Origin of the sequence: Leucobacter sp. MMO-125, from assembly GCF_037148395.1 — a bacterium.
Lineage (GTDB): Bacteria > Actinomycetota > Actinomycetes > Actinomycetales > Microbacteriaceae > Leucobacter.
The window spans coordinates 829,054-853,347 of record NZ_JBBCTL010000001.1; the positions used below are offsets into that span (position 1 = coordinate 829,054).

Annotated in this window: 21 protein-coding genes and 1 tRNA gene; 8 read left to right on the top strand and 14 right to left on the bottom strand. The window is 67.7% G+C overall.

All coding sequences use genetic code 11. The features are described 5' to 3' along the window. Positions 1 to 50: 50 nt before the first annotated feature. A tRNA-Leu gene (locus WFI54_RS03750) sits at positions 51 to 124 on the top strand. A 42-nt stretch (positions 125 to 166) separates the two neighbouring features. Here the strand turns inward: WFI54_RS03750 and WFI54_RS03755 are convergent. After that, positions 167 to 430, bottom strand: a complete 264-nt coding sequence (locus WFI54_RS03755) for a hypothetical protein (RefSeq protein ID WP_336651441.1) — start codon at positions 428 to 430, stop codon at positions 167 to 169. Positions 431 to 579: 149 nt separating this feature from the next. Here WFI54_RS03755 and WFI54_RS03760 point away from each other — a divergent pair, with 149 nt between their 5' ends. Further along, entirely contained in the window at positions 580 to 747 is a 168-nt protein-coding gene (locus tag WFI54_RS03760; RefSeq protein WP_161608008.1) for a hypothetical protein, read from the top strand. 103 nt (positions 748 to 850) lie between these two features. Beyond that, complete coding sequence (locus tag WFI54_RS03765) at positions 851 to 1,390, top strand: TspO/MBR family protein (protein ID WP_336651442.1); 540 nt, start codon at positions 851 to 853, stop codon at positions 1,388 to 1,390. A 169-nt stretch (positions 1,391 to 1,559) separates the two neighbouring features. Here the strand turns inward: WFI54_RS03765 and WFI54_RS03770 are convergent, their stop codons facing one another. After that, entirely contained in the window at positions 1,560 to 3,413 is a 1,854-nt protein-coding gene (locus WFI54_RS03770; protein WP_336651443.1) for a phosphoenolpyruvate carboxykinase (GTP), read from the bottom strand. Between the two features lie 130 nt (positions 3,414 to 3,543). Here WFI54_RS03770 and WFI54_RS03775 point away from each other — a divergent pair, with 130 nt between their 5' ends. Next, entirely contained in the window at positions 3,544 to 5,013 is a 1,470-nt protein-coding gene (locus tag WFI54_RS03775) for a helix-turn-helix domain-containing protein (RefSeq protein ID WP_336651444.1), read from the top strand. A 265-nt stretch (positions 5,014 to 5,278) separates the two neighbouring features. Here the strand turns inward: WFI54_RS03775 and WFI54_RS03780 are convergent, their stop codons facing one another. The 11 genes from WFI54_RS03780 to WFI54_RS03830 all read right to left on the bottom strand — a co-directional run bounded on the left by WFI54_RS03780 (position 5,279) and on the right by WFI54_RS03830 (position 18,284). Continuing rightward, on the bottom strand, positions 5,279 to 6,622 hold the full coding sequence (locus WFI54_RS03780) for an NAD(P)/FAD-dependent oxidoreductase (RefSeq protein WP_336651445.1): 1,344 nt from the start codon (positions 6,620 to 6,622) through the stop codon (positions 5,279 to 5,281). A gap of 209 nt (positions 6,623 to 6,831) precedes the next feature. After that, complete coding sequence (locus tag WFI54_RS03785; RefSeq protein ID WP_336651446.1) at positions 6,832 to 7,326, bottom strand: DUF501 domain-containing protein; 495 nt, start codon at positions 7,324 to 7,326, stop codon at positions 6,832 to 6,834. Further along, on the bottom strand, positions 7,323 to 7,808 hold the full coding sequence (locus WFI54_RS03790; RefSeq protein WP_336651447.1) for an FtsB family cell division protein: 486 nt from the start codon (positions 7,806 to 7,808) through the stop codon (positions 7,323 to 7,325). The genes WFI54_RS03785 and WFI54_RS03790 overlap by 4 nt, the downstream gene beginning before the upstream one ends. Before the next feature lie 30 nt (positions 7,809 to 7,838). Then, a complete protein-coding gene (eno, locus tag WFI54_RS03795; protein ID WP_336651448.1) occupies positions 7,839 to 9,119 on the bottom strand; it encodes a phosphopyruvate hydratase in 1,281 nt (426 codons plus the stop codon). A gap of 133 nt (positions 9,120 to 9,252) precedes the next feature. After that, complete coding sequence (hisS, locus tag WFI54_RS03800) at positions 9,253 to 10,560, bottom strand: histidine--tRNA ligase (protein ID WP_336651449.1); 1,308 nt, start codon at positions 10,558 to 10,560, stop codon at positions 9,253 to 9,255. 121 nt (positions 10,561 to 10,681) lie between these two features. After that, positions 10,682 to 11,443, bottom strand: a complete 762-nt coding sequence (locus tag WFI54_RS03805) for a MazG nucleotide pyrophosphohydrolase domain-containing protein (RefSeq protein ID WP_336651450.1) — start codon at positions 11,441 to 11,443, stop codon at positions 10,682 to 10,684. A gap of 166 nt (positions 11,444 to 11,609) precedes the next feature. Then, positions 11,610 to 15,320: a transcription-repair coupling factor gene (gene mfd / locus WFI54_RS03810; protein WP_442918344.1), complete on the bottom strand. Its 3,711-nt coding sequence runs from the start codon at positions 15,318 to 15,320 to the stop codon at positions 11,610 to 11,612. Next, positions 15,317 to 15,940, bottom strand: a complete 624-nt coding sequence (gene pth / locus WFI54_RS03815; protein ID WP_336651451.1) for an aminoacyl-tRNA hydrolase — start codon at positions 15,938 to 15,940, stop codon at positions 15,317 to 15,319. Before pth ends, mfd begins: the two co-directional genes overlap by 4 nt. A 114-nt stretch (positions 15,941 to 16,054) precedes the next feature. Next, complete coding sequence (locus WFI54_RS03820) at positions 16,055 to 16,633, bottom strand: 50S ribosomal protein L25/general stress protein Ctc (protein ID WP_336651452.1); 579 nt, start codon at positions 16,631 to 16,633, stop codon at positions 16,055 to 16,057. A gap of 182 nt (positions 16,634 to 16,815) precedes the next feature. Continuing rightward, on the bottom strand, positions 16,816 to 17,505 hold the full coding sequence (locus tag WFI54_RS03825; RefSeq protein WP_336651656.1) for a uracil-DNA glycosylase: 690 nt from the start codon (positions 17,503 to 17,505) through the stop codon (positions 16,816 to 16,818). Between the two features lie 5 nt (positions 17,506 to 17,510). Next, complete coding sequence (locus tag WFI54_RS03830) at positions 17,511 to 18,284, bottom strand: SDR family oxidoreductase (protein ID WP_336651453.1); 774 nt, start codon at positions 18,282 to 18,284, stop codon at positions 17,511 to 17,513. A 108-nt stretch (positions 18,285 to 18,392) separates the two neighbouring features. On the opposite strand from WFI54_RS03830, the gene WFI54_RS03835 reads away from it, so the two are divergent. Further along, the gene (locus WFI54_RS03835) at positions 18,393 to 19,718 is read left to right on the top strand and encodes an amidase family protein (RefSeq protein ID WP_336651454.1); all 1,326 of its coding nucleotides are present in this window, start codon (positions 18,393 to 18,395) and stop codon (positions 19,716 to 19,718) included. Positions 19,719 to 19,851: 133 nt separating this feature from the next. Beyond that, a complete protein-coding gene (locus WFI54_RS03840) occupies positions 19,852 to 21,174 on the top strand; it encodes a bifunctional o-acetylhomoserine/o-acetylserine sulfhydrylase (protein ID WP_336651455.1) in 1,323 nt (440 codons plus the stop codon). A gap of 52 nt (positions 21,175 to 21,226) precedes the next feature. Here the strand turns inward: WFI54_RS03840 and WFI54_RS03845 are convergent, their stop codons facing one another. Then, positions 21,227 to 22,081, bottom strand: a complete 855-nt coding sequence (locus WFI54_RS03845) for an EamA family transporter (protein ID WP_336651456.1) — start codon at positions 22,079 to 22,081, stop codon at positions 21,227 to 21,229. A 188-nt stretch (positions 22,082 to 22,269) separates the two neighbouring features. Between WFI54_RS03845 and metX the strand changes: the two genes are divergently transcribed. Continuing rightward, the gene (metX, locus tag WFI54_RS03850; RefSeq protein ID WP_336651457.1) at positions 22,270 to 23,484 is read left to right on the top strand and encodes a homoserine O-acetyltransferase MetX; all 1,215 of its coding nucleotides are present in this window, start codon (positions 22,270 to 22,272) and stop codon (positions 23,482 to 23,484) included. 200 nt (positions 23,485 to 23,684) lie between these two features. Continuing rightward, positions 23,685 to 24,272, top strand: coding sequence for a hypothetical protein (locus WFI54_RS03855; RefSeq protein WP_336651458.1), 588 nt, complete (start codon positions 23,685 to 23,687; stop codon positions 24,270 to 24,272). Positions 24,273 to 24,294: the final 22 nt, after the last annotated feature.

Below are 24,294 nucleotides of genomic sequence, written 5' to 3' on the forward strand. Positions count from 1 at the left end.
AGCCTAGCCGTGCGCGGGCCGAGGTGAGCGCGTGGCAAGATTGTGGCGTTGCCCCCATAGCCCAACCGGCAGAGGCAGCCGACTTAAAATCGGCACAGTCTGGGTTCGAATCCCAGTGGGGGCACTTGCTGTGGTCGTGCCTCCGCGCAGGGTGAGGGGCTTTCGCTCAAGACTCCTCTTCGATCTTGAGCCCCACTCCAAGCGCGAACAGTGTCGGAGCCCACTCACCGATGAAAAGCCCCCAGCGGTCCGACTGCGGCCTCTCATCACCTTTGCCGCGCGAGAGCACCCAGGTCAGAAATGACACCCCCACTGAGAGAAGGCCCAGGCTGTAAGCGTGCGAGCTTCGCACTCCCCACGCGTTGAGAGTCTTCATAGGGTTCCAAGCCGTGGCTTCTGCGGCCTTCTTGATTTGCTTGCGCGTGCTCATGGTTTCCACCTTTCCTCGTATGCGTTGCAATGCGACGCTTCCCAGCCTGATCGACTGGCTCTCACGATGGAACACCCTTGCCGCAGAACCCCCCGGGTGGTAGTGGGCCGCCGCCGCGGCGAACTCAAAGCACGGATATAGTCGGGGGCATGAACACCAAAGAGCTCGATGGCGTCACCTACACTCTCACCCGCCGCGACGCGCCGGGCCCCGACCTGAGCGCGTGGTACTGGCTGGGGTCGGATGGCACGGTCCTCGAACTCGATGAGGCCGAGCAGCGCGCGCTGCGCGCGAGCGACATCATCCTCGACGAGTAGCCCGCCAGTAGACGCACCCCTCCAAAACACCACCCCCTGGTTGCGGAGATCGTGGTTTGCTACGGTGGCAGCCCACGCGACACGCAGCGAAAGGGGCGCAACGATGCAAGATGTAGCACGGCGGGCGGTGCCCCGCCCAACGGTGGCGCGGCAGATCGCGGTCGGTGTTGCGATGCTGGCAGCGGTCGCGCTGGTCGCGTGGGGCGGATCGCTGGCGAGCATCACCAACATCGACGGATGGTACGCCGAAGCCCACAAAGCTCCCTGGAGTCCACCGAATGCGGTCTTCGGGCCGGTGTGGTCGGTGCTGTATGCGCTGATCGCGCTGGCAGGCTGGCTGATCTGGCGATCGGGTGCACGCTCCGACGCCCCCAACGCTGCACCTGGGGTGCTGCGTCTGTTCGTGACGCAACTCGTGCTGAACGCGCTCTGGACGCCCGTGTTCTTCGCCGGCTACCCCCTTATGGGCGCAGCCGCCTGGTGGGTGGCGCTCGCAATCATGGTCGCGCTGATGGCATCAGTCATCCTGCTCGGGATCACAGCTGCACCGCTCTCGCGGATCGCCTCCTGGATCATGATCCCCTACCTGCTCTGGCTGATCTTCGCGACGTCGCTGAACGTCGCGGTCATCGCGCTCAACTAGCGGACGCAGCAGGATCCGCGATCCGCGATCCGCGATCCGCGATCCGCGATCCGCGATCCGCGAGAAAGAGTAAGCCCCGCCGTTGGGCAGAACGACGGGGCTTACGGTCTATGTCGCCCCTGGGACAGATCCCAGGGCGGCGGATCGGCGCACGGGCCGAGCCGCGCGCTTAGGCGCTGAGGCGCTGGCGCAGCTGCGCGAGCTGCTCACGCAGAGCCGCAGGCACGCGGTCACCGAACTGAGCGAAGAACTCCTCCGTGAGCTCGGCCTCCGCGAGCCACGACTCGGGATCAATCGCGAACAGCTCCGCAAGATCCTCGGCAGGCACCTCGATGCCGTCAAGGTTGAGCTCGCCCTCGGCGGGCACGGTGCCGATCGCGGTTTCGCGGCCCGAGACCTCGCCCTCAACACTGCGGATGATCCAGTCGATCACACGCGAGTTGTCGCCGAAGCCGGGCCACAGGAAGCGGCCGTCGGCACCCTTGCGGAACCAGTTCACCTGGAACACCTTGGGAGCCTTGTCACCGAGGGTCTCCCCCATCTCAAGCCAGTGGCCCCAGTAGTCGGCCATGTTGTAGCCGCAGAACGGCAGCATCGCGAAGGGATCGCGGCGCAGCTCGCCCACGGTGCCCTCCTGAGCGGCGGTCTTCTCAGACGACACCGTCGCACCGACGAACACGCCGTGCTCCCAGGAAAGCGACTGGGCAACCAGCGGCACATTGGTGGCGCGGCGACCGCCGAAGAGGATCGCGTCGAGCGGCACACCATCCTGCTCGTACCAGTCGGCGGCGAGCGAAGGGGTCTGCTGGATCGGCACCGTGAAGCGCGAGTTGGGGTGCGCTGCGGGGCGGTCGGCGTCGGGGGTCCAGTCGTTGCCCTGCCAGTCGGTCAGGTGCGCGGGCACCTTGTCAGTCTTACCCTCCCACCAGACGTCGCCGTCATCGGTCAGCGCGACGTTCGTGAAGATGGTGTTGCCCCACAGGGTCTCCATCGCAACGGGGTTGGTCGACTCGCCGGTGCCAGGAGCGACGCCAAAGAAGCCCGCCTCGGGGTTGATCGCGTAGAGGCGACCATCCTTGCCGGGGCGCAGCCAGGCGATGTCGTCGCCGATGGTCTCGACCTTCCAGCCTGGGATCGTGGGCTGCAGCATCGCGAGGTTGGTCTTGCCGCAAGCCGACGGGAAGGCCGCCGACAGGTGGTATGCCTTGCCGGTTTCAACGTTTGTGAGCTTGAGCAGCAGCATGTGCTCTGCGAGCCAGCCCTCGTTGCGGCCCATCACCGAGGCGATGCGCAGCGCGAAGCACTTCTTCGAGAGCAGGGCGTTGCCGCCGTAGCCTGAGCCGTACGACCACACCTCGAGGGTCTCGGGGAAGTGGGTGATGTACTTAGTGTCGTTGCAGGGCCACGCGACATCGTCCTGGCCCTCATCGAGCGGCGCGCCAACCGAGTGCACCGTGCGCACCCACTCGCTGCCCGGCTTGATGCCGTCGAGGGCGGGCTGCCCCATGCGGGTCATGATGCGCATGTTGAGCACGGCGTAGGGCGAGTCAGTGATCTCGATGCCGAGCTGGGTGATGGCGCCACCAACAGGGCCCATCGAGAAGGGCACCACGTACATGGTGCGACCGCGCATGGCGCCGTCGAAGAGCGGCATGAGCTCGGCCTTCATCTCGGCGGGAGCGACCCAGTTGTTCGTGGGGCCGGCGTCCTCCTCCTTCTCGGAGCAGATGAAGGTGCGGTCCTCGACGCGGGCGACGTCGGCGGGGTGCGAACGGGCGAGGAAGCTGCCCGGGCGAAGATCCTTGTTGAGCGGGATCAGGGATCCTGCCTCGACCATCTCAGAGGTGATGCGGTTCCATTCATCCTGAGAACCATCGCACCAGACCACCTCAGCGGGCTTCGTCAGCTCGGCAACCTCGGTCACCCAGTGCAGCACCTCCTCGTTGGCGGTGGTTGCAGTCGCTCGCACGAGGTCGGCGATCGCATTCGCGGTCTCGGCCTCGATGATCTGGGTGGCGCTCATACCTTCGTTCTCCTCGGGTTCGCACATCGTCGGTGAAGAATCGGTGACATCTCCATTCTCTGTAGCCCGTTCATCCCCCATTCACCAAATGGGCTGTAAATTTTCCAGATTCTTGACATATAGTCAAAGAATGGCACCCGATGCGACACCCGCCCAGGGCGAATCCGAACTCGACCGTCTGCTCCTTGGCAAGCGACTGCGCTTCTTCCGAGCCCGCGCCGGCCTCACCCTCGAACAGCTGGGCGAGCGCGTCGGCGTGGTCGCAAGCCAGCTCTCGCACATCGAGAACGGCCGCCGCGAGCCAAGACTCGGCCTGCTGCAGGCCATCGCGCGCGAGCTCGGCATCGATCCATCGGAGTTGCTGCGCCGCGAGGCTCCGGATCACCGCAGCGCCCTCGAAATCGAACTCGAACGTGCGCAGAGCACACCGGCCTACATGCGCCTCGGCCTCCCCCACGTGCGCACACCGCGCACCCTCGGCGACGACGCACTCGAATCATTGGTCGGCCTGCACCGCGAACTGACACGGCGATCGCGCGCAGCCGCCGCCACCTCAGAGGAGGCACGCCGTGCGAACACCGCGATCCGCCTCCAAATGCGCGAGCGCGACAACTACCTCCACGAAATCGAGCTCATCGCCTCAGACCTGATGCGCCGTGTTGGGCACACCACCGGCGCCGTCACCCACCGAACCGTGGCGATGCTCGCCGAAATGCTCGGGTTCACGCTGATCTTCGTCGACGATCTGCCCTCGAACACGCGCAGCATTACCGACCTCGAAAACGGGCGCATCTACCTGCCCCCGGCCTCAATTCCCGGCGGGCACGGCCTGCGCTCGCTGGCGCTGCAGGCCATGGCGCACCGCGTGCTCGGCCACGCCGAACCGGCAAGCTACGCCCAGTTCTTGGAGCAGCGACTGCAGATCAACTACTTCGCGGCAGCCTGCCTGATGCCCGAAGCGCGAGCGGTCGACTTCCTGCAGCAAGCGAAACGCAACCGCAATCTGGCGATCGAAGATCTGCGCGACGCGTTCGGCGTCACGCACGAGGCCGCAGCGCACCGTTTCACGAACCTCGCCACCCGGCACCTCGAGCTGCGGGTGCACCACTACCGCGCCGATGGCGAGGGGGTGCTGGTGCGCGGCTACGAGAACGACGATCTGCCGTTTCCGAGCGACGCCTCAGGGTCGATCGAGGGCGAAATGCTCTGCCACAAGTGGGGCGGCCGCACCGCGTTCCACCGCACCAATCGCACCAGCGAGTTCTACCAGTACACCGACACCCCCGCCGGCACCTTCTGGTCGAGCGTGCAAACGGGCGACGCAGAGCAGGGCCCGTTCGCGATCGCCTGTGGGGTGGCCTTCGACGATGCGAAGTGGTTCCGCGGCCGTGACACGACAGAGCGCCGCGTATCAACCTGCCCCGACGAAGCCTGCTGCCGCACCGCCGCCCCGGAGCTGCTGAGCCGCTGGCAGGGCAAGGCCTGGCCGAGCGCCCGCATGCACCAGCACGTGCTCTCGCCACTGCCGACGGGCACCTTCCCCGGCGTCGACGACACCGCCATGTACGAGTTCCTCTCGAAGCATGCGCCGGAGAATTAGGCGGGAAGCGAAGCTTTCCGCTTCTCCGGCGCGGCGCCCACAGGCGCCGGAGGCTTAGGGAGAAACGCGTCAGCGTTTCTCCGCCGGAGGCGCCCGGCTCACAAGCCGGGGAGCATTAGGCCTCACCCCATCGAGGTCACCCGAGCAGCATGCTCGCGAGCACGAGCACCTGCACCAGCACCCGCAGCTCGCGCATACGCCGAGAGCCCCGCGGCGAAACGCTGCGGGGCTCTCGGGGTGAGGCGCTCGGGGCGCCGTGGAGGTGTTAGTCGGTCTTCGGCTTGGGGCGCGAAGCGAACTCCTCGAAGATCGCGCGGGGCTCCTGCACGGCTTCGATGTTGACGATGTCGCGGCCCAGGAAGAAGTGACCCACCCAACCGCCGAACACGCGCCACTTGCGCTCCCACGTGGGGATCGCGAGGCCGTGGTAGAAGCGGTGCGCGAGCCACGCGAAGTAGCCCTTCATCGCGAAGTTGCCACCCGAACGGAACACGCCGGTGTTCACGCCGAGGCCGGCAACAGCGCCCATGTTCTTGTGGATGTACTGGCGCACGCCCTCGCCGCGCAGGTCGGCGACGATGTTCTTGGCGAGCAGACGGCCCTGGCGCACAGCGTGCTGCGCGTTGGGCACGCAGAAGCCGCCGGGGCCGGGGGTCGAGGAGATGTCGGGGGTCTGCGAGGTGTCGCCCGCGGTCCAGGCACCCTCGAGCGCTTCGCCCTCTTCGGTGGTGATGCGCAGCTCGGGGCTGCCGATGACGTGGCCGCGGGGGCCGATGGGCAGGTCGGTGCCGCGCAGGAAGGGGCGGGGCATGACGCCGGCGGTCCAGACGATCAGGTCGGACTCGAACTTCTCGCCGGTCGACAGCTCGATGTTGCCGTCGACTGCGGAGGAGAGCTGGGTGTCGAGGTGGATGTTCACACCGCGTCGGGTCTGATCCTTCACAACCCAGTCGGCGAGCTTCTCGGTGACCTCGGGCATGATGCGACCCATGGCCTCGACGAGGTGGAACTTGGTCTCCTCGAACGAGATCTCGGGGTAGCGGCGCAGCAGCGACGTCGCGAAGGAGCGCAGCTCGGAGATCGTCTCGATGCCGGCGAAGCCGCCGCCGACCACGGTGACGGTGAGCAGGCGGGCGCGCTCGGGCGAGCCGGCGGGCAGCGAGGCGGCGCGCTCGAAGTTGCCAACGAGGCGATCGCGCACGGCGACGGCCTCTTCGATGGTCTTCATGCCGATGGCGTTCTCGGCGATGCCCGCGATGGGGAAGGTGCGCGAGACCGAGCCGGTGGTGACGACGATGTGGTCGTACTCGAAGTCGAAGGCTTCACCCTCGTTCGGGGTGACCGTCGCGGTCTTGGTGGCGTGCGAGATGCCCGTCACCTTGCCCGCGATGTTGTGCGTGCTGGTGAGGTGCCGACGGCGGGCCACAACCGCGTGACGCGGCTCGATCGAACCAGCAGCAACCTCGGGAAGGAAGGGCAGGTAGGCCATGTAGGGCAGCGGATCGACGATCGTGACCTCGGCCTCGCCTGCACGGAGCAGCTTCTCGAGCTTCCATGCGGTGTAGAAGCCGGCGTAGCCACCACCAACGATCAGAATCTTCTTCGCCACGAAGCGGTCTCCTTGATGCAGTGAGCGTGAATGCCCGGATCGCGGGCACAGAAAAACCGGGCACGTCGTACCCGACATCCCATCCTACAGCTTTGCGAGAGTGGTCACTGCTGTTTCGGCGGGCATTCCGCAGAACATGCCGCTATTCGTCGGCTTGGGGGCGGATCGCCTGCAGTTTCTCCGGCAGATCCGCCGTTCGCGGGGCGAGACTACGCGCTTGCGTAGCCTTCCCACCCGCAGCGGGCCAGGGCAAGGTCGCCGATCGGGTTGACTCCCGGCCCGGCCGCCAGCGCGTGCCCGATGAGCGCGTGCAGGCACTTCACGCGTGTGGGCATGCCGCCGGCGCTTACCCCGGCAAGCTCGGGCACCTCGCCAACACTGTCGCGATCCGCAATGTACTGCTCGTGCGCGCGAGCATACTGAGCGCGCACCTCTTCGTCTTCGGCGAGCAGCTCGTTGAACTCGTTCATCATGCCGACAGCTTCAAGCCTCGACGCCGCCGCAACTGCCTCCGGGTGGCACAGGTAGTAGAAGGTGGGGAACGGCGAACCATCGGGCAGCCGCGGCGCGGTCGCAACGACAGTCGGGCTACCGTCGGCGGCACGCGCGGCAATCCCCACGACGCCACGCGCCTCACGACCAAGCTGCTCGCTCACGGCATCGATGTCGGCGGCGGTGGGCTCGGTGTACGGTGGGCGGCTCATGGCTGGGGCTCCTCGGGAGTGGGGTCTGGTGCGGGTGCGGTGCCCGCGAGTTCTTCTGGCTGTGCTGCGGTGGTGCCGGCTGTCAGGAACGAGGCTGCGATACCCCTGGCCCAGTCGCTCGTGAAGCGGGAGAGCTCAGGGCTGGTCTCCTCATCGGACTCGACCGGGAGCACGATGTCATTGACCACACCGAGCTGAGTCTCACCGGGCATCACGTAGAAAAGCCTGTCGCGAGCCTGTGACCGCACGTAGACGGGATCTTTCCATTTCACCCGCTCTGCGTCGATCTCGCTAACGGCCTCCTGATGCAGACGCACACTTTCGCGCAGTTCCGAGATCTCTCGGCGCTGCTGCACGAAGGTGGAGAGGCTGGGGCTCACGATAACGGTGCCAGCAGCAATCAGCACCACGACGAGCACTGTGAAACCGCTGAAGCGGAGGCTCGAAGCCCAAGCCCCGAGATCCTCCACCCAGCGTTTCACAGTGCTGCCGTTCGTGTTCGCGTGCTGCGGTTACGCCGTGAAGCGCGGGAAGGCAGCGCGGCCCGCGTAGGCAGCAGCACCGCCGAGCTCTTCCTCGATGCGCAGCAGCTGGTTGTACTTTGCGACGCGATCCGAGCGGGCCGGGGCGCCGGTCTTGATCTGGCCGCAGTTCGTGGCGACGGCGAGATCGGCGATAGTGACGTCTTCGGTTTCGCCGGAGCGGTGCGACATCACCGCGGTGTAGCCGGAGCGCTGCGCGAGCTGCACAGCGTCGAAGGTCTCGGTGAGGGTGCCGATCTGGTTGACCTTCACGAGCAGCGAGTTCGCAACGCCCTGCTTGATGCCCTCGGCAAGACGCTCAGGGTTGGTGACGAAGAGGTCGTCGCCCACGAGCTGCACGCGATCGCCGAGCTCAGCGGTGATGTGCGCCCAGCCCTCCCAGTCGCTTTCGTCGAGCGGATCTTCGATCGAGACGAGCGGGTAGCGGTCGAGCAGGTCGGCGTAGTAGGCCGTCATCTCGGCCGCGGTGCGCTGCTGACCCTCGAAGGTGTAGACGCCGTTCTCATGGAACTCGGAGGAGGCGACGTCGAGCGCCACGGCCACGTCGCGGCCGGGCTCGAGGCCGGCGCGCTTGATGGCCTCGACGATCAGATCGAGTGCTGCCGCGTTGTGGGGCAGATCGGGGGCGAAGCCGCCCTCGTCGCCGAGCGCGGTGGTGAGCCCCTGCTCCTTGAGGAGCGCCTTGAGAGCGTGGTAGACCTCAACACCCCAGCGCAGACCCTCGGAGAAGGTCTCGGCACCGAGCGGCACAGCCATGAATTCCTGAATATCCACGCCGGTGTCTGCATGCGCGCCACCGTTGATGATGTTCATAAGCGGCACCGGCAGCGTGTTCGCGGTCGGCCCGCCAAGGTAGCGGTAGAGGGGCAGCTCAGCGGAGGCTGCGGCGGCGTGCGCGACAGCGAGGCTGACACCAAGGATCGAGTTCGCGCCGACACGCGACTTGTTCTCGGTGCCGTCGACCTCCCTGAGCACAGCATCGATGATGCGCTGATCGTCGGCGGCGAAGCCCTCGATCGCGGGCGCGAGCTCATCGAACACGGCGTCGACGGCCTTGGTCACGCCCTTGCCGAGGTAGCGATCCTTGTCACCATCACGCAGTTCGTACGCCTCGAAGGCGCCGGTCGACGCACCCGAGGGCACGGCTGCGCGCCCCACGGAATCGTCGGTGAGGCCGACCTCAACCTCAACGGTCGGGTTGCCACGCGAATCGAGAATCTCGCGGGCGATCACCGCGTCGATAAATGCCACCATGCGCTCCTTCGGAGTGTTGTTACGGGGGTCAACGGCACTGTGTGCACCGCGGTTCCAGTGTAGCGGCAGCCTCTGACCCGCTCGCTGCGAAGCGGCCCCGGATCGGCGGGCATGCGAGCCCGGGCCGCGCTCAGTCGGCGAGGGTGCGCAGCTCCAGCGTGTCGGCGGTAGACCCGGCTCGCACATTCGCAAAGCTCGTGAAGCCCTCCTCTGCGACGCGCGCGAGCAGGGTCTTCATGTTCTTCTGCCGCTTCTCGAGCCGCACGCGGTGGCCGCGATCCACAAGCTCCCGCTTGATCGCAACAAGCTCAGCGAAGGGCACATCTGCGTCGTAGACCAGAGCGACAGCCTCCGGGCCGGCCGAGCCGGGCAGCGAGATGAGATCCACCACCCGCTCGAACCCGATCGAGAACCCGACCGCCGGCACATCCTGCCCCAGAAAGCGCCCCACCATGCCGTCATAGCGGCCGCCACCACCGACCGAGCTGCCCGAGCCGGGGTGAGCGACTTCGAAAATGGTGCCCGTGTAGTACCCCATACCGCGCACCAGCGTGGGGTCGAAGCGCAGCGCAACCCCGCTGGGCAGCGCACCATCGAGCGCCGCACCCAACTCGGCGAGGCTGTCGATGCCGGCGGCAGCTCCCGGGTTCTCGGCGGCACCGGGCAGCGCGGCTTCGATAGCGGACCGCGTGAGAGCGATACCCTCCCCTGCAAGCGCGGGTTCAACAGCGGCGAGCACGGCCCCGATCCGCTCAGCAGCATCACCGTCGATATCACGCAGCTCTTCGACGACGCCCGCGGCACCGATCTTGTCGAGCTTGTCGATAGTGATGAGCGCGCGGTCGTGGGTATCGGTCGCGAAACCGCAGTGCTCAAGCAGGCCGAACAGAATGCGGCGATCGTTGATGCGGATCACGCAGCCCTCAAGCCCCAGCGCCGAAAGCGCCTGCGAGGTGGCCGTGATCAGCTCGATCTCAGCAAGCAGGCCGGCCTCGCCGATCACGTCGATGTCGGCCTGCACGAACTGCCGGTAGCGGCCCTTCTGCGGTCGCTCGGCGCGCCACACCGGAGCGATCTGAATGGAGCGGAACACCGGCGGCAGCTCAGCGCGGTGGCTCGCGTAGAAGCGGGTGAGCGGCACGGTGAGATCGAAGCGCAGGCCAAGATCGGCGAGCTGCTCAGCGTTGCCTGCCTCGCTCGCAGCGGCGAGCGCCTCAGGCCGAATGCCGCGCTTGAGGATCGAGAAGCTGAGCTTTTCGTTGTCTCCGCCGAGGCCAGCGTGCAGCCGCGCATAATCCTCGACAACGGGGGTCTCAATCTCGTCGAAGCCGTGGGCGCGGTAGACGCCCTTAATCACGCCGAGCGCGTGCTCACGGCGTGCTTTGTCTGCGGGGAGGAAATCGCGCATGCCGCGCGGCGGGTTCACGGGTGCTGCCATGGTCACCTATTCTTCCACGCCCGGCGCGGGGCGCGCTCGCACCCGCGCACGCTCTAGGGGTGCAGCCCACCCTCGACGACGCTGCGGGCAGTGTGGGGCGATCCGCTCACCTAACGTCGGGTCACTCACCGTGAGTGACGCGGGCCGTGAAACGATCGACAGCGAGACGCAACGCACGATCAGGATCGACACCCGCGGCGTTCGCCCGCACCACGAGCGCGAGCAGCGCATCACCGATGCCGTTCTCGGCCATACGCTGCTCATCAGGACCGATCGCCGTGGCAAGCGGATCATCGGGGTAGCTGTCGCCCGCACTCGGATTCACGAGCTTGGCACGCTTCAACCGTTCCACAACCTTCGCGGCACGGGCAAGCGTGGGCATGCCTGCAGGGATGCCGTCGAGCGGGCCGCGCGATCCGCGATCCTCTCCCGCGGCGTCCTCTTTCAGCCGCTCCCACTCCGCATGCAGCTCCTCGACAGTCATGTCACCGCGGTCACCGAACACGTGCGGGTGGCGGGCGATCAGCTTCGCATCGAGCGCCTCGGCGACGCCCGCGAGGTCGTAGCCCTCGCCATCGCGCTCGGCGATCGCGGCGTGAAACAGCACCTGATACAGCACATCGCCCAACTCTGAACGCACCTCATCCGACGGCAGCTGCCGCTCCACCGCGTCAATGAACTCGGCGGTCTCCTCCACGAGGAACGGAGTCAACGACTCATGCGTCTGCACCGCGTGCCAGGCACAACCGCCCGGCCGCACCATCGTGCGCACCGTCTGCATCGCCGCCGCAACAGCCTCCGCATCGCGGGTCGCGGCCTTGCCTCCACCATTCGCCGAGAAATGCTGGGCGGCGGTCTGGTCGACGTCAACGTCCTGATCCATGCCGCCCAGCCTACTGACGCCGACTGGCAGGTCCGTGAAGGATCCCCCGCGTTCGTCGTCAACCAGCACTCATTTACCGACTGGCCCACGCCCGCCGTTCGGACGGCGGATCACAGAGCGCGGAGCGCATCGGCGCGCAGCGGAGCTGCATCGGAGCGCATCGCGCCTACGTAGCGGGATCCTCTTCGAGCAGCGTCGCAAGCACCCGCCCGGTCCACGCCACGATGTCGCCCTCGTCGCCGACGTTACGCTGACCGACACCCGCGAGGGGGCTGCGGGCCAGGGCGGTGCCGCCGGGCAAGGGAATCTGCAGCGTGCCTGTCGCCTCGGTGTAGCGCGAGCCCGGATACATGCGGTTCATGCGCATGCGGCGCGAGTCGAGCAGCTTGACGGGCTCGATGCGCAGCGCCGGCCCGGCGGCGACGACCTTCGACAGACCGAGCTTCGCCGCGCGACGGCGCAGCGCGGAGACTGCGGCGAGGCGCTGCACCTCGGCGGGGGGTTCGCCGTAGCGGTCGGTGAGCTCTTCGAGCACGAGCGTGACGTGGTCTTCTGGGGCCTGCGGGTGGGAGGCTGCCGAGAACTTCTGGTAGGCCTCGAGTCGCAGGCGCTCGCTTTCGACGTACTCTTCTGGAATGTGGGCGTCGACGGGCAGCTCGAGCACCAGCTCGACGGGCCCTGTCGATTCTTCACCCTTGAAGGTGTTGACTGCTTCGCCGATCATGCGCAGGTAGAGGTCGAAGCCGACGCCCGCGATGTGGCCCGACTGCTCGCCGCCGAGCAGGTTGCCTGCGCCTCGCAATTCGAGGTCTTTCAAGGCGACCTGCATGCCGGAGCCGAGCTCGTTGTTGGTGGCGAGCGTTTCGAGGCGCTCGTGCGCGGTCTCGGTGAGGGGCTTGTCGGGGTCGTAGAGGAAGTAGGCGTAGGCCCGCTCACGGCTGCGCCCCACGCGCCCGCGCAGCTGGTGCAACTGGCTCAGGCCGTATTTGTCTGCCGCGTCGATGATGATGGTGTTGGCGTTCGCGATGTCGAGACCGGTCTCGATAATCGTGGTCGACACGAGCACGTCAAACTTGCGCTCCCAGAAGTCTTGCACCACCTGTTCGAGCTGGTGCTCGCTGAGTTTGCCGTGCGCGACCGCGACGCGCGCCTCGGGCACGAGTTCGGAGAGCTGCGCGGCGACGCGGCTGATCGAGGAGACGCGGTTGTGCACGAAGAACACCTGCCCCTCGCGCAGCAGTTCGCGGCGGATCGCGGCGGTGATCTGCTTGTCGCTGCGGGCGCCCACGAAGGTGAGGATGGGGTGGCGGTCTTCTGGCGGGGTGGCGAGAGTGGACATCTCACGGATGCCCGTTACCGCCATTTCAAGGGTGCGCGGGATGGGGGTCGCGCTCATCGCGAGGATGTCGACGTTGGTTTTGAGCTTCTTCAGGGCGTCTTTGTGCTCGACGCCGAAGCGCTGCTCCTCGTCGATGATGAGGAGCCCGAGATCTTTGTAGTGCACGTTGTCAGAGAGCAGCCGATGCGTGCCGATGACCACGTCGACGGTGCCTGCAGCGAGACCGTCGATGGTGTCTTTCGACTCTTTGTCGGTCTGGAACCGGCTGAGCGCCCGCAGCCGCACGGGGAACCCGGCGAAGCGGTTCTGGAAGGTTTCGAGGTGCTGTTCGGCGAGGAGCGTGGTCGGCACCAGCATGGCGACCTGCTTGCCGTCTTGCACGGCTTTGAACGCCGCTCGCACAGCCACCTCGGTTTTACCGAAGCCCACGTCGCCCGCGATGAGCCGGTCCATGGGGATGGAGCGCTCCATGTCGCGCTTCACCTCGTCAATGGTGGTGAGCTGGTCGAGAGTTTCTGCGTAGGGGAACGCTTCTTCGAGCTCGTGCTGCCAGGGGGTGTCTGGGGAGAAGGCGTGGCCCTTCGAGGCGACGCGCGCCGAGTAGAGCTTGACCAGTTCGACGGCGATATCGCGCACCGCCTTGCGCGCCTTCTTCTTGGCGGTGGCCCAGTCGCTGCCGCCCATCTTCGAGAGCGGCGGGGCCTCGCCGCCGACGTAGCGGGAGAGCTGGTCGAGCTGGTCGGTGGGCACGTAGAGCTTGTCTCGGGGCATGCCGCGCTTGGTCGAGGCGTATTCGAGCACCAGGTACTCGCGCAGCGCCTTTGTTGCGTCACGGCCGATGCCTGTGGGCACCATACGCTGCGTCAGCTCGACGAAGCGGCCGATGCCGTGGGTCTCGTGCACCACGTAGTCGCCGGCGACGAGCTTGAGCGGGTCGACGACGTTCTTGCCGCGACGGCGCGCGAGCTTCTGGCCTGAGGCGGCTTGCGCGCTGACCGCGCGGCCGAAGAACTCGGCTTCGCTCGCGAGCAGCAACTTCGCTTCGTCGCTCGCAAAGCCCGACCAGGCGGTGCCTGCTACGAGGTAGATGACCCCCGCTTCGAGACGTTCGGGCAGTTCGTCGACGATGCGGGCGGCTGCACCGGCTTCGACGAGCACGTCGCGGGCACGCTCGACCAGGCCCACACCCTGCGCGGTGACGACGACGTGCCAGCCCTCGCGCACGCGATCGGAAAACAGACGGATCGCGGCGCTCGTGGCGTCGGCTCCTGCTGCGGGCCGCGGGAACGGGCCGCCTGCGACGTTGATGCGATCCGGCTCGGCAGGATCGACCGCGGCAGCAGCCACCGCGGCAGCATCGTCACCGGCGGTGTCACCCTGTGCGCCCGCACCAGGTGCGGGGGAGTCGTCGCCGGCCACGAAGGTTGAGATGGACCACCAGGGGCGGCCGTGCGAGGCTGCCCGCAATTCGGAGACCGAGAGCATGCCGTTGTCTTCGGTGGGCACGGGGGCGTCGGCACCGGCGGTGGCGGCACTCCACGCGGCTTCAAGGAATTCGCGGTTGGTCTCGGCGAGACTCACTGCGCGGCTGGCGACCCGCTCGGGCGAGGCGACGAGCACTGCACCGCCTGCGGGCAGCAACGCCGTGAGCGGTGCGATACCGGGCACGAGCTGCGGCAGCAGGCTCTCCATGCCTTCGACGGGCATGCCCTGGCTCATCTTCTCGAGCAGCGAGGAGAGCGCGGGGAAGCGCGGCAGCAGCTCGGCGGCGCGCTCTCGCACGTCGTCGGTGAGCAGCAGTTCGCGGGCCGGCCACAGTTCGAGCTCGGGCAGCGGATCGCCTGCGCTGCGCTGGTCGGAGACGGCGAAGCGGCGGATCTGGTCGACTTCGTCACCGAAGAAGTCGACGCGCAGCGCCTGATCTGCCGTGGGCGGGAACACGTCGAGGATGCCGCCGCGCACTGCGAACTCGCCGCGCCTGGTGACCATGTCGACACGGGTATAAGCGCGCAGCACCAGTTCGCGTGCCACGCCGTCGAGCGCGCCCCCGGCCTGATCGGCACCGAGCGGCACCGCTCCGGCGCGCAGCACGAGCGGTTCGGCCTGTGCCGCGTGCGGCGACACGGGCTGCAGTGCGGCGCGCACCGAGGCCACCATGACGAGAGGCCGCGCTCCGGTGTGTTCGCGCAGCAGTCGCAGCGCCACCGCACGACGCCCCACGGTTTCGGCGCTCGGGCTCAGCCGCTCGTGCGGCAGCGTCTCCCATGCTGGGAACTCGGCGGTCACGGCTTCGGGCATGAGCGAGGCGAGGGCCGAACGCAGCGCTTCTGCTTCTCGGCTTGTCGCCGCGATGACGAGCAGCGCACCCCGGTCGCCCGCTTCGCGCCGACGCCGCAGCAGCCCTGCGATGAGTGGTGCGCGCAGCCCTTCGGCGATCGAAAAGTCGGCGTCGCTCGCAACGGCACCGTCTGCGACCTCCAGCGCGCGGGCGAATGATGGCGATGCTTCAAGCAGCCTGTCGATACCTCGAAGCGTCACTTGACTGCCCTCCCGTGGAAGCGCTGCTGAGCCGCCAGCAGGCCCTCATCTACGAGGGCCTCTGCCGCGTCAGCGGCGTCTTCGAGCAGTACCGCCAAGGTCGGCCGCTCTGCGGAGGAGAAGGGGCGCAGCACGAAGTCTGCGGCGTCTTGCTGACCGGGCGGGCGGCCGATGCCGACCCGCACGCGCAGAAACTCGGGGGTGCCGAGGGCTTTCGCGATGTCGCGCAGGCCGTTGTGTCCGCCGTGACCGCCGCCCAGCTTCAGCTTGATGGCGTCGAAGGGCACGTCGAGTTCGTCGTGGATGACGATGATGCGCTCGGCGGGCACGCTGAAATATTTGGCGAGCCCGGAGACGGGGCCGCCTGAGGTGTTCATGTAGCCGTTGGACTTGGCGAGGATCAGTTTCGGCCCGCCCGGCCGTATCCGCCCCTCGGCCACGCGCGACCCGGTGCGGTGCGGTGAGAATCGGCCGCCGATGCGCTCGGCGAGCACGTCGAGCGCCATCTGCCCGACGTTGTGCCTGGTGGCTTCGTACTTCGCCCCGGGGTTGCCGAGGCCGACGATCAGCCAGCTGTCATCGGACACGCGATCCTCTTTTCTTCGCTTCTGCCAGAACATCAGTCTCTCCTCGCTCATGATGATCGCAGAGACCACCGACATTCGCCCTGAGAGACGAACGGCCCGCCGGGCGGCGACGCATCGCCGACCCGACGGGCCATCGGTATCGGAGGGTTACTCCGCAGCAGCCTCAGCCTCGTCCTCGCTTGCAGCGCCGCGCGGAGCGACGACGTGCACGACGAGCTGATCTGCGTCGTCGAGCAGCTCAGCGCCCGCGGGCAGTGCAATCCCACCGGCGAGGATCTGGGTGCCGTCTTCGAGGCCGTCGACGTTCACCTCGACGTTCTCGGGGATCGAGGTCGCGGGAACGCTGAGGCGCAGGGTGTTGAGCTCCTGCAGCGCGTTGGTGCCCGAGAAGGACTCGCCGATGACGTGCACGGGCACCTCAACCTCGACGGTCTCACCCTGCTTCACGACGAGCAGGTCGATGTGCTCGATGATCTGGCGCACCGGATCCTTCTGCACGTCCTTGACGAGCACGAGCTCGCTGCGGCCGTCGATGTCGAGCTCGATGATGGCGTTGGCGTGACGCACGATGAGGCTCAGCGGGTGGGTCTCAACCGAGACGTGCACGGGGTCGGTGCCGTGGCCGTAGACAACGGCGGGGGTCTGGCCGGCGGCGCGCAGCTTGCGGGCTGCACCCTTGCCGAAGTTGTCGCGCACCTTGGCGACGAGCTGGTTCTTCTCGCTCATGATGTTCTCCTTGCGGGCTTGCGCCCAACTGAGGCGGGTGGCCCGCCTGCTTGATATGTCTCGCCGTGTGGCGCGTCAGAAGGGCCCGCAAGAGGCTCCACCGCGTCGATCACGGGCGCATGCGCGCCCCTCGCCGAAGTACAGCCATCAATTCTACACGATGCGCTGGCCGGTGCTCGCGGTTACGCGAGTCGCCAGTCGACAGGCTCGGCTCCCTGTGCCACGAGGGCTTCGTTCGCCCGGCTGAACGGGCGCGACCCGAAGAATCCGCGTGAGGCAGACAGCGGTGAGGGGTGGGGGCTCTCGATCCGCGGCACTGCGCCGAGCATCGGCCCGAGAGCGCGCGCGTCATTGCCCCAGAGCATCGCCACGAGCGGCCCCCCGCGGTCCACGAGGGTGCGGATCGCGTGCTCGGTGAACGCCTCCCAGCCTTTCCCTCGGTGCGAGGCCGGCGCCCCGGCGCGCACCGTGAGCACTCGGTTGAGCAGCATCACGCCGTGGTCAGCCCACGCCGTGAGGTCGCCGTGGGTGGCGGGCGGTATGCCGAGATCGTCGTGCAGCTCGCGGTAGATGTTCTGCAGGCTGCGCGGGATGGGGCGCACCTCGGGTGCTGTGGCGAAGGAGAGCCCGATGGGGTGGCCCGGCGTGGGATACGGATCCTGCCCCACGATCAGCACCCGCACCTCGGCGAGAGGGCGCTGGAATGCCGCAAGGATCCGCTCCCCCGCGGGCAGCACCTGCTGCCCCTCGGCCCGCTCGGCGTTGAGAAAGCGGCCGAGTTCGGCGAGTCGGTCACCCATCGGCGCGAGCGCTTCCGCCCAGTCGGGCGCGATGCGCCCGTGCTCGGCGAGCTCGGCAAGCGTCATCGCCACCGCGTTCACTGCCCCTTCGGCGTGAGCGGGCCCCGGTGCGTGTGAAACACGCTCGACTGGGCGACGGGGCGCAGCACGATGAGGTCTTGGTTGACGTGCGGCGGCTGCTCGAAAGCACCCACGAGCACCCGCGCCACATCGTCGGCCTGCAGCGGCTCGACATCGACGTAGGGCTTCGCCGCTGCTGCGGCGTCGCCGCGCAGCCTGTTGAGCGTGAACTCCTCGGTGTGCACGAGACCCGGGGCGAGCTCCATGACGCGGATCGGCTCGCCGGCCAGTTCGAGCCGCAGCACGTTCGTCACTGCGTGCGCCGCATACTTCGCCGCGTTGTACCCGCCGCCGCCCGGGTAGGCGTCATGGCCGGCGGTCGAGGTGAGGTTGAGGATCGATGCGGATCCGCTGCGACGAGCACCGTCGCGCAGCACCGGCAGCAAGGCTGCGGTGACCGTTCTGAGACCGATGACGTTCACTTCGAACATGCGCCGCCAGTCGTCGTTCACGGCGTGCTCCACCGACTCGGTGCCGAGCGCACCGCCCGCGTTGTTCACCAGGCCCGTCGCACCGCCGGTCTCTGCGACCTCGGAGGCAAGGCGCGCCACCTGAGTTTCATCGGTGACGTCGCACACGATCGGGTGGGCTCCGGTCTCGGCGGCGAGCGCACGCAGCCGATCCTCTCGCCGCGCAACCGCGACAGTCTGCCAACCGAGCTCGGCGAAACGGCGCACCGTCGCCGCTCCGATCCCCGAACTTGCGCCCGTTACCACCACTCTCCGCAGCATCCTGCTCCCCCGCTCTTGCGCTCAGCGCCAATCCTATGGGCCAGCAGCACCGTCCCAGCCCCGCCTTCCCCCGTCCACCGGCTCGTCTATCATGAGGGCACCAGCCGCTTGCCCCACTTCAACGTCGAGACCGAGGCCGCCGTCATGTCGAACGTGAACCCCATCGCCGCCCCGGATGCAGCCACCTGGACGCAGCTCGCCGACCGTGCCGACATCGCCGCGCAACTCGACGCCCTCCCGGCATCCGCGCCGGACACCCCCTTCGCGCTCGCCGTGAAGGCGAACATCGCAGTGCGCGGCTTCCGCAGATCCGCCGCCTGCCCCGTGTTCGACACCGCAGCCGCACCCGCCGACGCCGCAATCGTCGCGCAGCTGCGCCGAGCAGGTGCCGTGGTCGTCGGCACCACGAACATGCACGAGCTCGCCTTCGGCGTCACCTCCCGCAACGCCGCATTCGGGGCCGTCGAGGTTCCCGGCCACCCGGGCCACTCCGCAGGAGGCTCATCGGGCGGCAGCGCCGCAGCCGTCGCGGGCGGCGCCGTCGAACTCGCGCTCGGCACCGACACCGGCGGGTCGGTCTCGATCCCGGCAGCCCACTGCGGGATCGTCGGGTTTCGCCCCAGCACCGGCCGCTGGTCGACCGACGGGATCCTCGGCCTGTCCACCACCCGTGACACCCCGGGTATCTTCTGCCGCACCGTGAGTGAGGCCGACCGCATCGACCGCATCGTGGTGAACGACACCCGCCCGGCCACCACCATCACCCGGCCCGCCCGCCTCGGCCTGCCAGAACAGCTGCGCGCGCAGCTGCACCCCGCAACCCGCGCCGCCTTCGACGCAGCCCTCACCAAACTCGACGAGCACTTCGAGCTCGTACCCATCGACTATGCCGAAGTGCTCCAACTATGCGACGCCGCCGAAGCCCCGCTCGTGATGTGGGAGTCGCGTCGTCTCCTCGGCGACGCTGCCGCCCGCGCACTCGCACTCGACCCCGTCACCGCGTTCAAACGACTCATCAACGGCGTCGCCAGCGATGATGTGCGTGCGATCCTGCAGGCCGAACTGCGCTCCCCCACCACCCCAGAGGCCTACGCGCTGGCGCAAGCGCGCACCCTCGCCGCACGAGAAACGGCCACGCTGATCCACGATGCGATGCGCGTCGACGCACTGCTTTTCCCCACCGCACCGGCCCCTGCTCCTCCGCTCGACACAGGCGGCACCGTCACCCACTTCGGGCAGCAGGTTCCGCTGTTTCCGCTCTACACGCGCAACACCGCTCAGGGCACGATCCTGGGAGCCCCGATGGTCACCCTGCCTGTGCCCGTCACCGCGGGCGCGCTGCCCGTCGGTATCACCCTGCAGGGCCGCCGCTTCGACGACCGTCGCACGCTCGGGCTCGCGCACATCATCGAAGCGGCGCTCGCAGGGGCGTGAATCGACGCAACGTTACGCGGCGTGTCGCACACCATTGCCGTTCCCAGGCGCGCTTCGTAGTCTCATGTGCATCGCCCATCCGAGCGAACCGTCGCCGTACACCCCCACGTACCGAACTCACCGAGGAGCATCCATGACCGAGCAGAACTGGTCCTTCGAAACCAAGCAGATCCACGCGGGTCAGCAGCCCGACGAGACCGGCGCACGCGCCGTGCCGATCCACCAGACCACCTCCTTCGTGTTCGCAGACACCGAGCAGGCCGCGAACCGCTTCGCGCTCGCCGAGCTCGGCCCCATCTACACCCGCATCACCAACCCCACCCAGGCCGTTGCCGAAGAACGCATCGCCGCACTCGAAGGCGGCACCGCAGCACTGCTACTCGCAAGCGGCCAGGCAGCATCGACCTTCGCCGTGCTGAACATCGCCAACTCCGGCGACCACATCGTCTCGTCGAGCTCGATTTACGGCGGCACCTACAACCTCTTCAAGTATTCACTCGCGAAGCTCGGCATCGAGGTGACCTTCGTCGAGGATCAGGATGACCCCGCCGCCTGGCAGCGCGCCGTGCGCCCCAACACGAAGCTGTTCTTCGCCGAGTCCATTGCGAACCCGCGCTCGGCGATCCTTGACATCCGCGCCGTCGCCGACGTTGCGCACGAGAACGGCCTGCCGCTCATCATCGACAACACCGTCGCCAGCCCCTACCTGGTGCGCCCCTTCGAGCACGGCGCAGACATCGTGCTGCACTCGGCCACGAAGTTCCTCGGCGGCCACGGCACCACCCTCGGCGGGGTCATCGTCGACGGCGGCACCTTCCCGTGGTCGCAGCACGCCGACCGCTTCCCCGGCCTCACCGAACCTGACCCCTCCTACAACGGTGTCAGCTACACGGGTGCCGTGGGCGACGCGATCGCCTACATCATCAAGGCGCGCGTGCAGCTGCTGCGCGACCTGGGTGCGGCGATCGCCCCCAACAGTGCCTGGCTGCTGCTGCAGGGCATCGAAACGCTGTCGCTGCGCATCGAGCGCCACGTGCAGAACGCCCAGGACGTCGCAGAGTGGCTCGACAACCACGACGACGTCGCCACCGTCTCCTACTCGGGCCTGCCGTCGAGCCCCTGGTACGCGCTCGCCAACCGTTACGCGCCGAAGGGCGTGGGCGCGGTGCTCTCCTTCGAGCTGAAGGGCGGCGTCGATGCCGGCAAGGCCTTCGTCAACAGCCTCGAACTGTTCAGCCACGTCGCAAACATCGGCGACGTGCGCAGTCTGGTGATCCACCCCGCATCGACCACCCACTCGCAGCTCACCCCCGAGCAGCAGCTCACCGCCGGCGTCACCCCCGGTCTTGTGCGCCTCTCGGTGGGCCTCGAGAACATCGCCGACATCAAGGCCGATCTCGAGCAGGGCTTCGCCGCCGCTCGCCGCATCGTGGCCGAGTCGAACGCACGCGCGTAATCATCGCCGCACTGCAGGGGTTCGGGCTTCGGCCCGGGCCCCTGCAGCTTTTTCAGACCGCGCGTGAGGTCGCCATGACACCGGCACTCGCCGCGACGACGAGCAGGATCGCGAGCAGCTGTCTGGCATCGAGCTGCTGGTGCAGCACTGCAAACCCGGCGAGGGCTGCGACGGCCGGCCCGAGGCTCGACAGCACCCCGAACACCCGAGCCGACATCCGCTTGAGTGCGAGAAATTCGAGACCATAGGCGATCACGGTGGTCATGAGGGCGAGGATCGCGAAAGCCCCGAGCAGGCTTGGGTCGTGCCGCACGGCCGCCACGGCATCCGCAGTGCCGAAAGGCACCACCACGAGCGCAGCCACCACCACGGCGGCGACGAGACCATCGATTCCGCGCACCTTCGCGCTGGTGCGCGCCGATGCGATGATGTAGAGCGCCCAGAAGGCGGCCGCCATTGCAGCGAAGAGGGCACCCCGCAGCGTCACCGCCCCGCTCGTGTCGAAACCGAGCAGCAGGATGCCGCCCACCGCGAGCACCACCCAGGCCGCGTCGACGGGGCGCCGGATGCTGGCTGCCGCCACGGCCAGCGGCCCCATGAGTTCGATGGTCACGGCGAGGCCGAGGGGGATCTCGGCGATGGCGAAGTAGATGCACACGTTCATACCTGCCATGCCGATCCCGAGCAGCGCCACCCCGAGCCAGGTGCGCCCGGTCCAGGTGCGCACTTTGGGGCGCACGATGGCGATAAGGATGAGGGCTGCGAGGCCGAGCCTCAGAGCGGCGGCGCCGAGTGGCCCCACCTGCGCGAACAGCGAGCCAACAAGTGCGTTGCCGAATTGCACGCTGAAGATAGCGGCAACGGCCAGCAGGCTCGACGGTATGCGGAAGGGCTGGGCGGCGGTCACCCCAGCACCCTATCGGCGGGCACCCCCTTCTTCTCGGGCAGCCATCGCTATGGGATCTCCCGAAGATATGGCGTCAGGGCCGGAATCGGGCATATCTGCGGCGGATCCCATATCGACGGCAGGGCACCCGCGCCGTGATCACGTAACATTCGCCCGCGCCGACTCCGACCCGGGCAGAATGGTGACTTATGGACTGGCAGACCCCCGAGGACTCGTTCCCCACCGATTTCATCACCGACGCGCAATTGCGGGCGTTGATGGGGCGGCCGCCGATCTCTGGCGGGTGGCGCGACGGTGACCCTGTGGGCGAGCGCAAGTTCGTGGGAATCGGCGCGCTCACCACGGAGGCCGGTGCGGAGATTCCGAATGTGCGGATCGCCTACGAGGTGTTCGGTGAGCTGAACGAGCGCCGTGACAACGCGATCCTCGTATTCCATGCGCTCACCGGGGATAGCCACCTCGTGGGCCCTGCCGGCCCCGGCCATCCGACGGACGGCTGGTGGAGCGAGATCGTTGGGCCTGGTCGCCCGCTCGACACGAGTCGCTACTGCATCATCGCACCGAATGTGCTGGGTGGCTGCCAGGGCTCGACGGGGCCGGCGAGCCTCGACCCTGACGGTCAGGAGTGGGGCGGGCGGTTCCCGTATCTCACGATCCGTGACCAGGTGGCGGCTGCTGCGCGCTTCGCCGATGAGATCGGTATCGAACGGTTCGCCGCGGTGATCGGCGGGTCGATGGGCGGGATGCACGCCCTGGAGTGGGGTATCGCGCATCAGCAGCGCACGGAGCGGCTGGCGGTGATCGCGGCTCCCCCGGTGACGACGGCGGATCAGATCGGCCTCAACCTGGTGCAGCTTGAGGCGATCCGCTCCGACCCGTTCTACCGGGGCGGTCACTACTATGACGCCCCTGATGGGGTGGGCCCGCATCACGGTCTTGCGACGGCCCGGCGGCTCGCGCTGCTGAACTATCGCAGTCACACCGAGCTGGATGATCGTTTTGGGCGGGCGTGGCAGTCGGCGGTGAGCCCGCTGGGTGGCGGTGGCCGCTTCGCCGTGGAGAGCTACCTCGATTTTCACGGCAACAAGTTCACGCGCCGCTTCGATGCCGGCAGTTACGTCACGCTGGTGCAGGCCATGAACTCGCACGATGTGGGGCGCGGGAGGGGCGGGGTGCGCGCGGCCCTGTCGACGCTCGACTTGCCCACGCTGGTGCTTGGGATCCCGAGCGATCGGCTCTTCACCGTCGAGGGGCAGGATGAGATCGCCCGCCATACCCCCGGCAGCCTCGACGGCGACCGGGCGACGCGCATCGACTCCCCATTCGGGCACGACGCTTTCCTCATCGAGTTCGAGCGGGTCGGTGAGCAGCTGCGCCGCCTGCTCGCGGTGTCAGCGCGCTAACAGGGCAAAACACCGGCGGTTACGGACGCCGCCAGCACTTGCGATGCGCGCATGGATCCTCCTGGGTGGTCGCGGTTTCCGAAGTATATGGGAGGGGCGGATCGGGCCACGGCTGATCCTGGGTGCCCTCCCACCGCCCTCTCACCTTGGCGGCGTAGTCTCACCGGGTATTGAACGTTCGCGAGAGGAGCCGGGCCATCGTGACTGCTGTGTCGTCGCGCCGTTCTGTGCGCACTTTCCGCGCGGTCGCAACGGTGTCTGCGGCGCTGCCGCTCTGTTTGACGGCTTGCGCTCCGGTGTCTTCGGTGGCGCACCAGGTGGCGGAGTTGCGTGCGGCGACGGGCTCAGATCTGCTCGAGGTGTCAACGGAGCAGGTGTACGACGCTGTTGAGACGCACCTGCTCACCGATGCGGGCAGCGGTCGCTTGTCGGCGTTGATCGGTGACTCCCTCTCGACGAGCGGCTACATCGTGCTCTTCGATGGGGTGATCACGGAGGCAAAGCTGCAGATGCACGCGGCGGGCTTGCCTGATGCGGCGTTCGAACTGACTGAGCCGACTGCGTTGCGGCGCGATATGAGCGAGAACGCCACAGTCAGCGCTGTGGGCACGCTTTCGGCCGGGGGCGCGGTGCGGCCGCATACGACGCTGCGGGTGACGCCCACGGCACTCACCGAAGACACTGTCGAGTTCGATGTGCGGTTGAGCGTGCCCGATAATCCCTTGTTTGCCCAAGACTCAGCATTCGCTGACGAGCTTGCGGCGCATGTGGTGTTCGCCGCGCACTGACACCAGCGCACACAGCGTGCGG

Excerpts from the sequence above, each read along its gene's own strand:
- WFI54_RS03760 (WP_161608008.1), top strand. The coding sequence starts at position 580 with ATGAACACCAAAGAGCTCGATGGCGTCACCTACACTCTCACCCGCCGC.
- WFI54_RS03775 (WP_336651444.1), top strand. The coding sequence starts at position 3,544 with ATGGCACCCGATGCGACACCCGCCCAGGGCGAATCCGAACTCGACCGT.
- WFI54_RS03755 (WP_336651441.1), bottom strand. The coding sequence starts at position 430 with ATGAGCACGCGCAAGCAAATCAAGAAGGCCGCAGAAGCCACGGCTTGG.
- WFI54_RS03765 (WP_336651442.1), top strand. The coding sequence starts at position 851 with ATGCAAGATGTAGCACGGCGGGCGGTGCCCCGCCCAACGGTGGCGCGG.
- WFI54_RS03840 (WP_336651455.1), top strand. The coding sequence starts at position 19,852 with ATGACCGAGCAGAACTGGTCCTTCGAAACCAAGCAGATCCACGCGGGT.
- metX (WP_336651457.1), top strand. The coding sequence starts at position 22,270 with ATGGACTGGCAGACCCCCGAGGACTCGTTCCCCACCGATTTCATCACC.
- WFI54_RS03830 (WP_336651453.1), bottom strand. The coding sequence starts at position 18,284 with ATGCTGCGGAGAGTGGTGGTAACGGGCGCAAGTTCGGGGATCGGAGCG.
- WFI54_RS03785 (WP_336651446.1), bottom strand. The coding sequence starts at position 7,326 with ATGAGCCGCCCACCGTACACCGAGCCCACCGCCGCCGACATCGATGCC.
- hisS (WP_336651449.1), bottom strand. The coding sequence starts at position 10,560 with ATGGCAGCACCCGTGAACCCGCCGCGCGGCATGCGCGATTTCCTCCCC.
- WFI54_RS03770 (WP_336651443.1), bottom strand. The coding sequence starts at position 3,413 with ATGAGCGCCACCCAGATCATCGAGGCCGAGACCGCGAATGCGATCGCC.
- pth (WP_336651451.1), bottom strand. The coding sequence starts at position 15,940 with ATGTTCTGGCAGAAGCGAAGAAAAGAGGATCGCGTGTCCGATGACAGC.
- WFI54_RS03820 (WP_336651452.1), bottom strand. The coding sequence starts at position 16,633 with ATGAGCGAGAAGAACCAGCTCGTCGCCAAGGTGCGCGACAACTTCGGC.
- WFI54_RS03805 (WP_336651450.1), bottom strand. The coding sequence starts at position 11,443 with ATGGATCAGGACGTTGACGTCGACCAGACCGCCGCCCAGCATTTCTCG.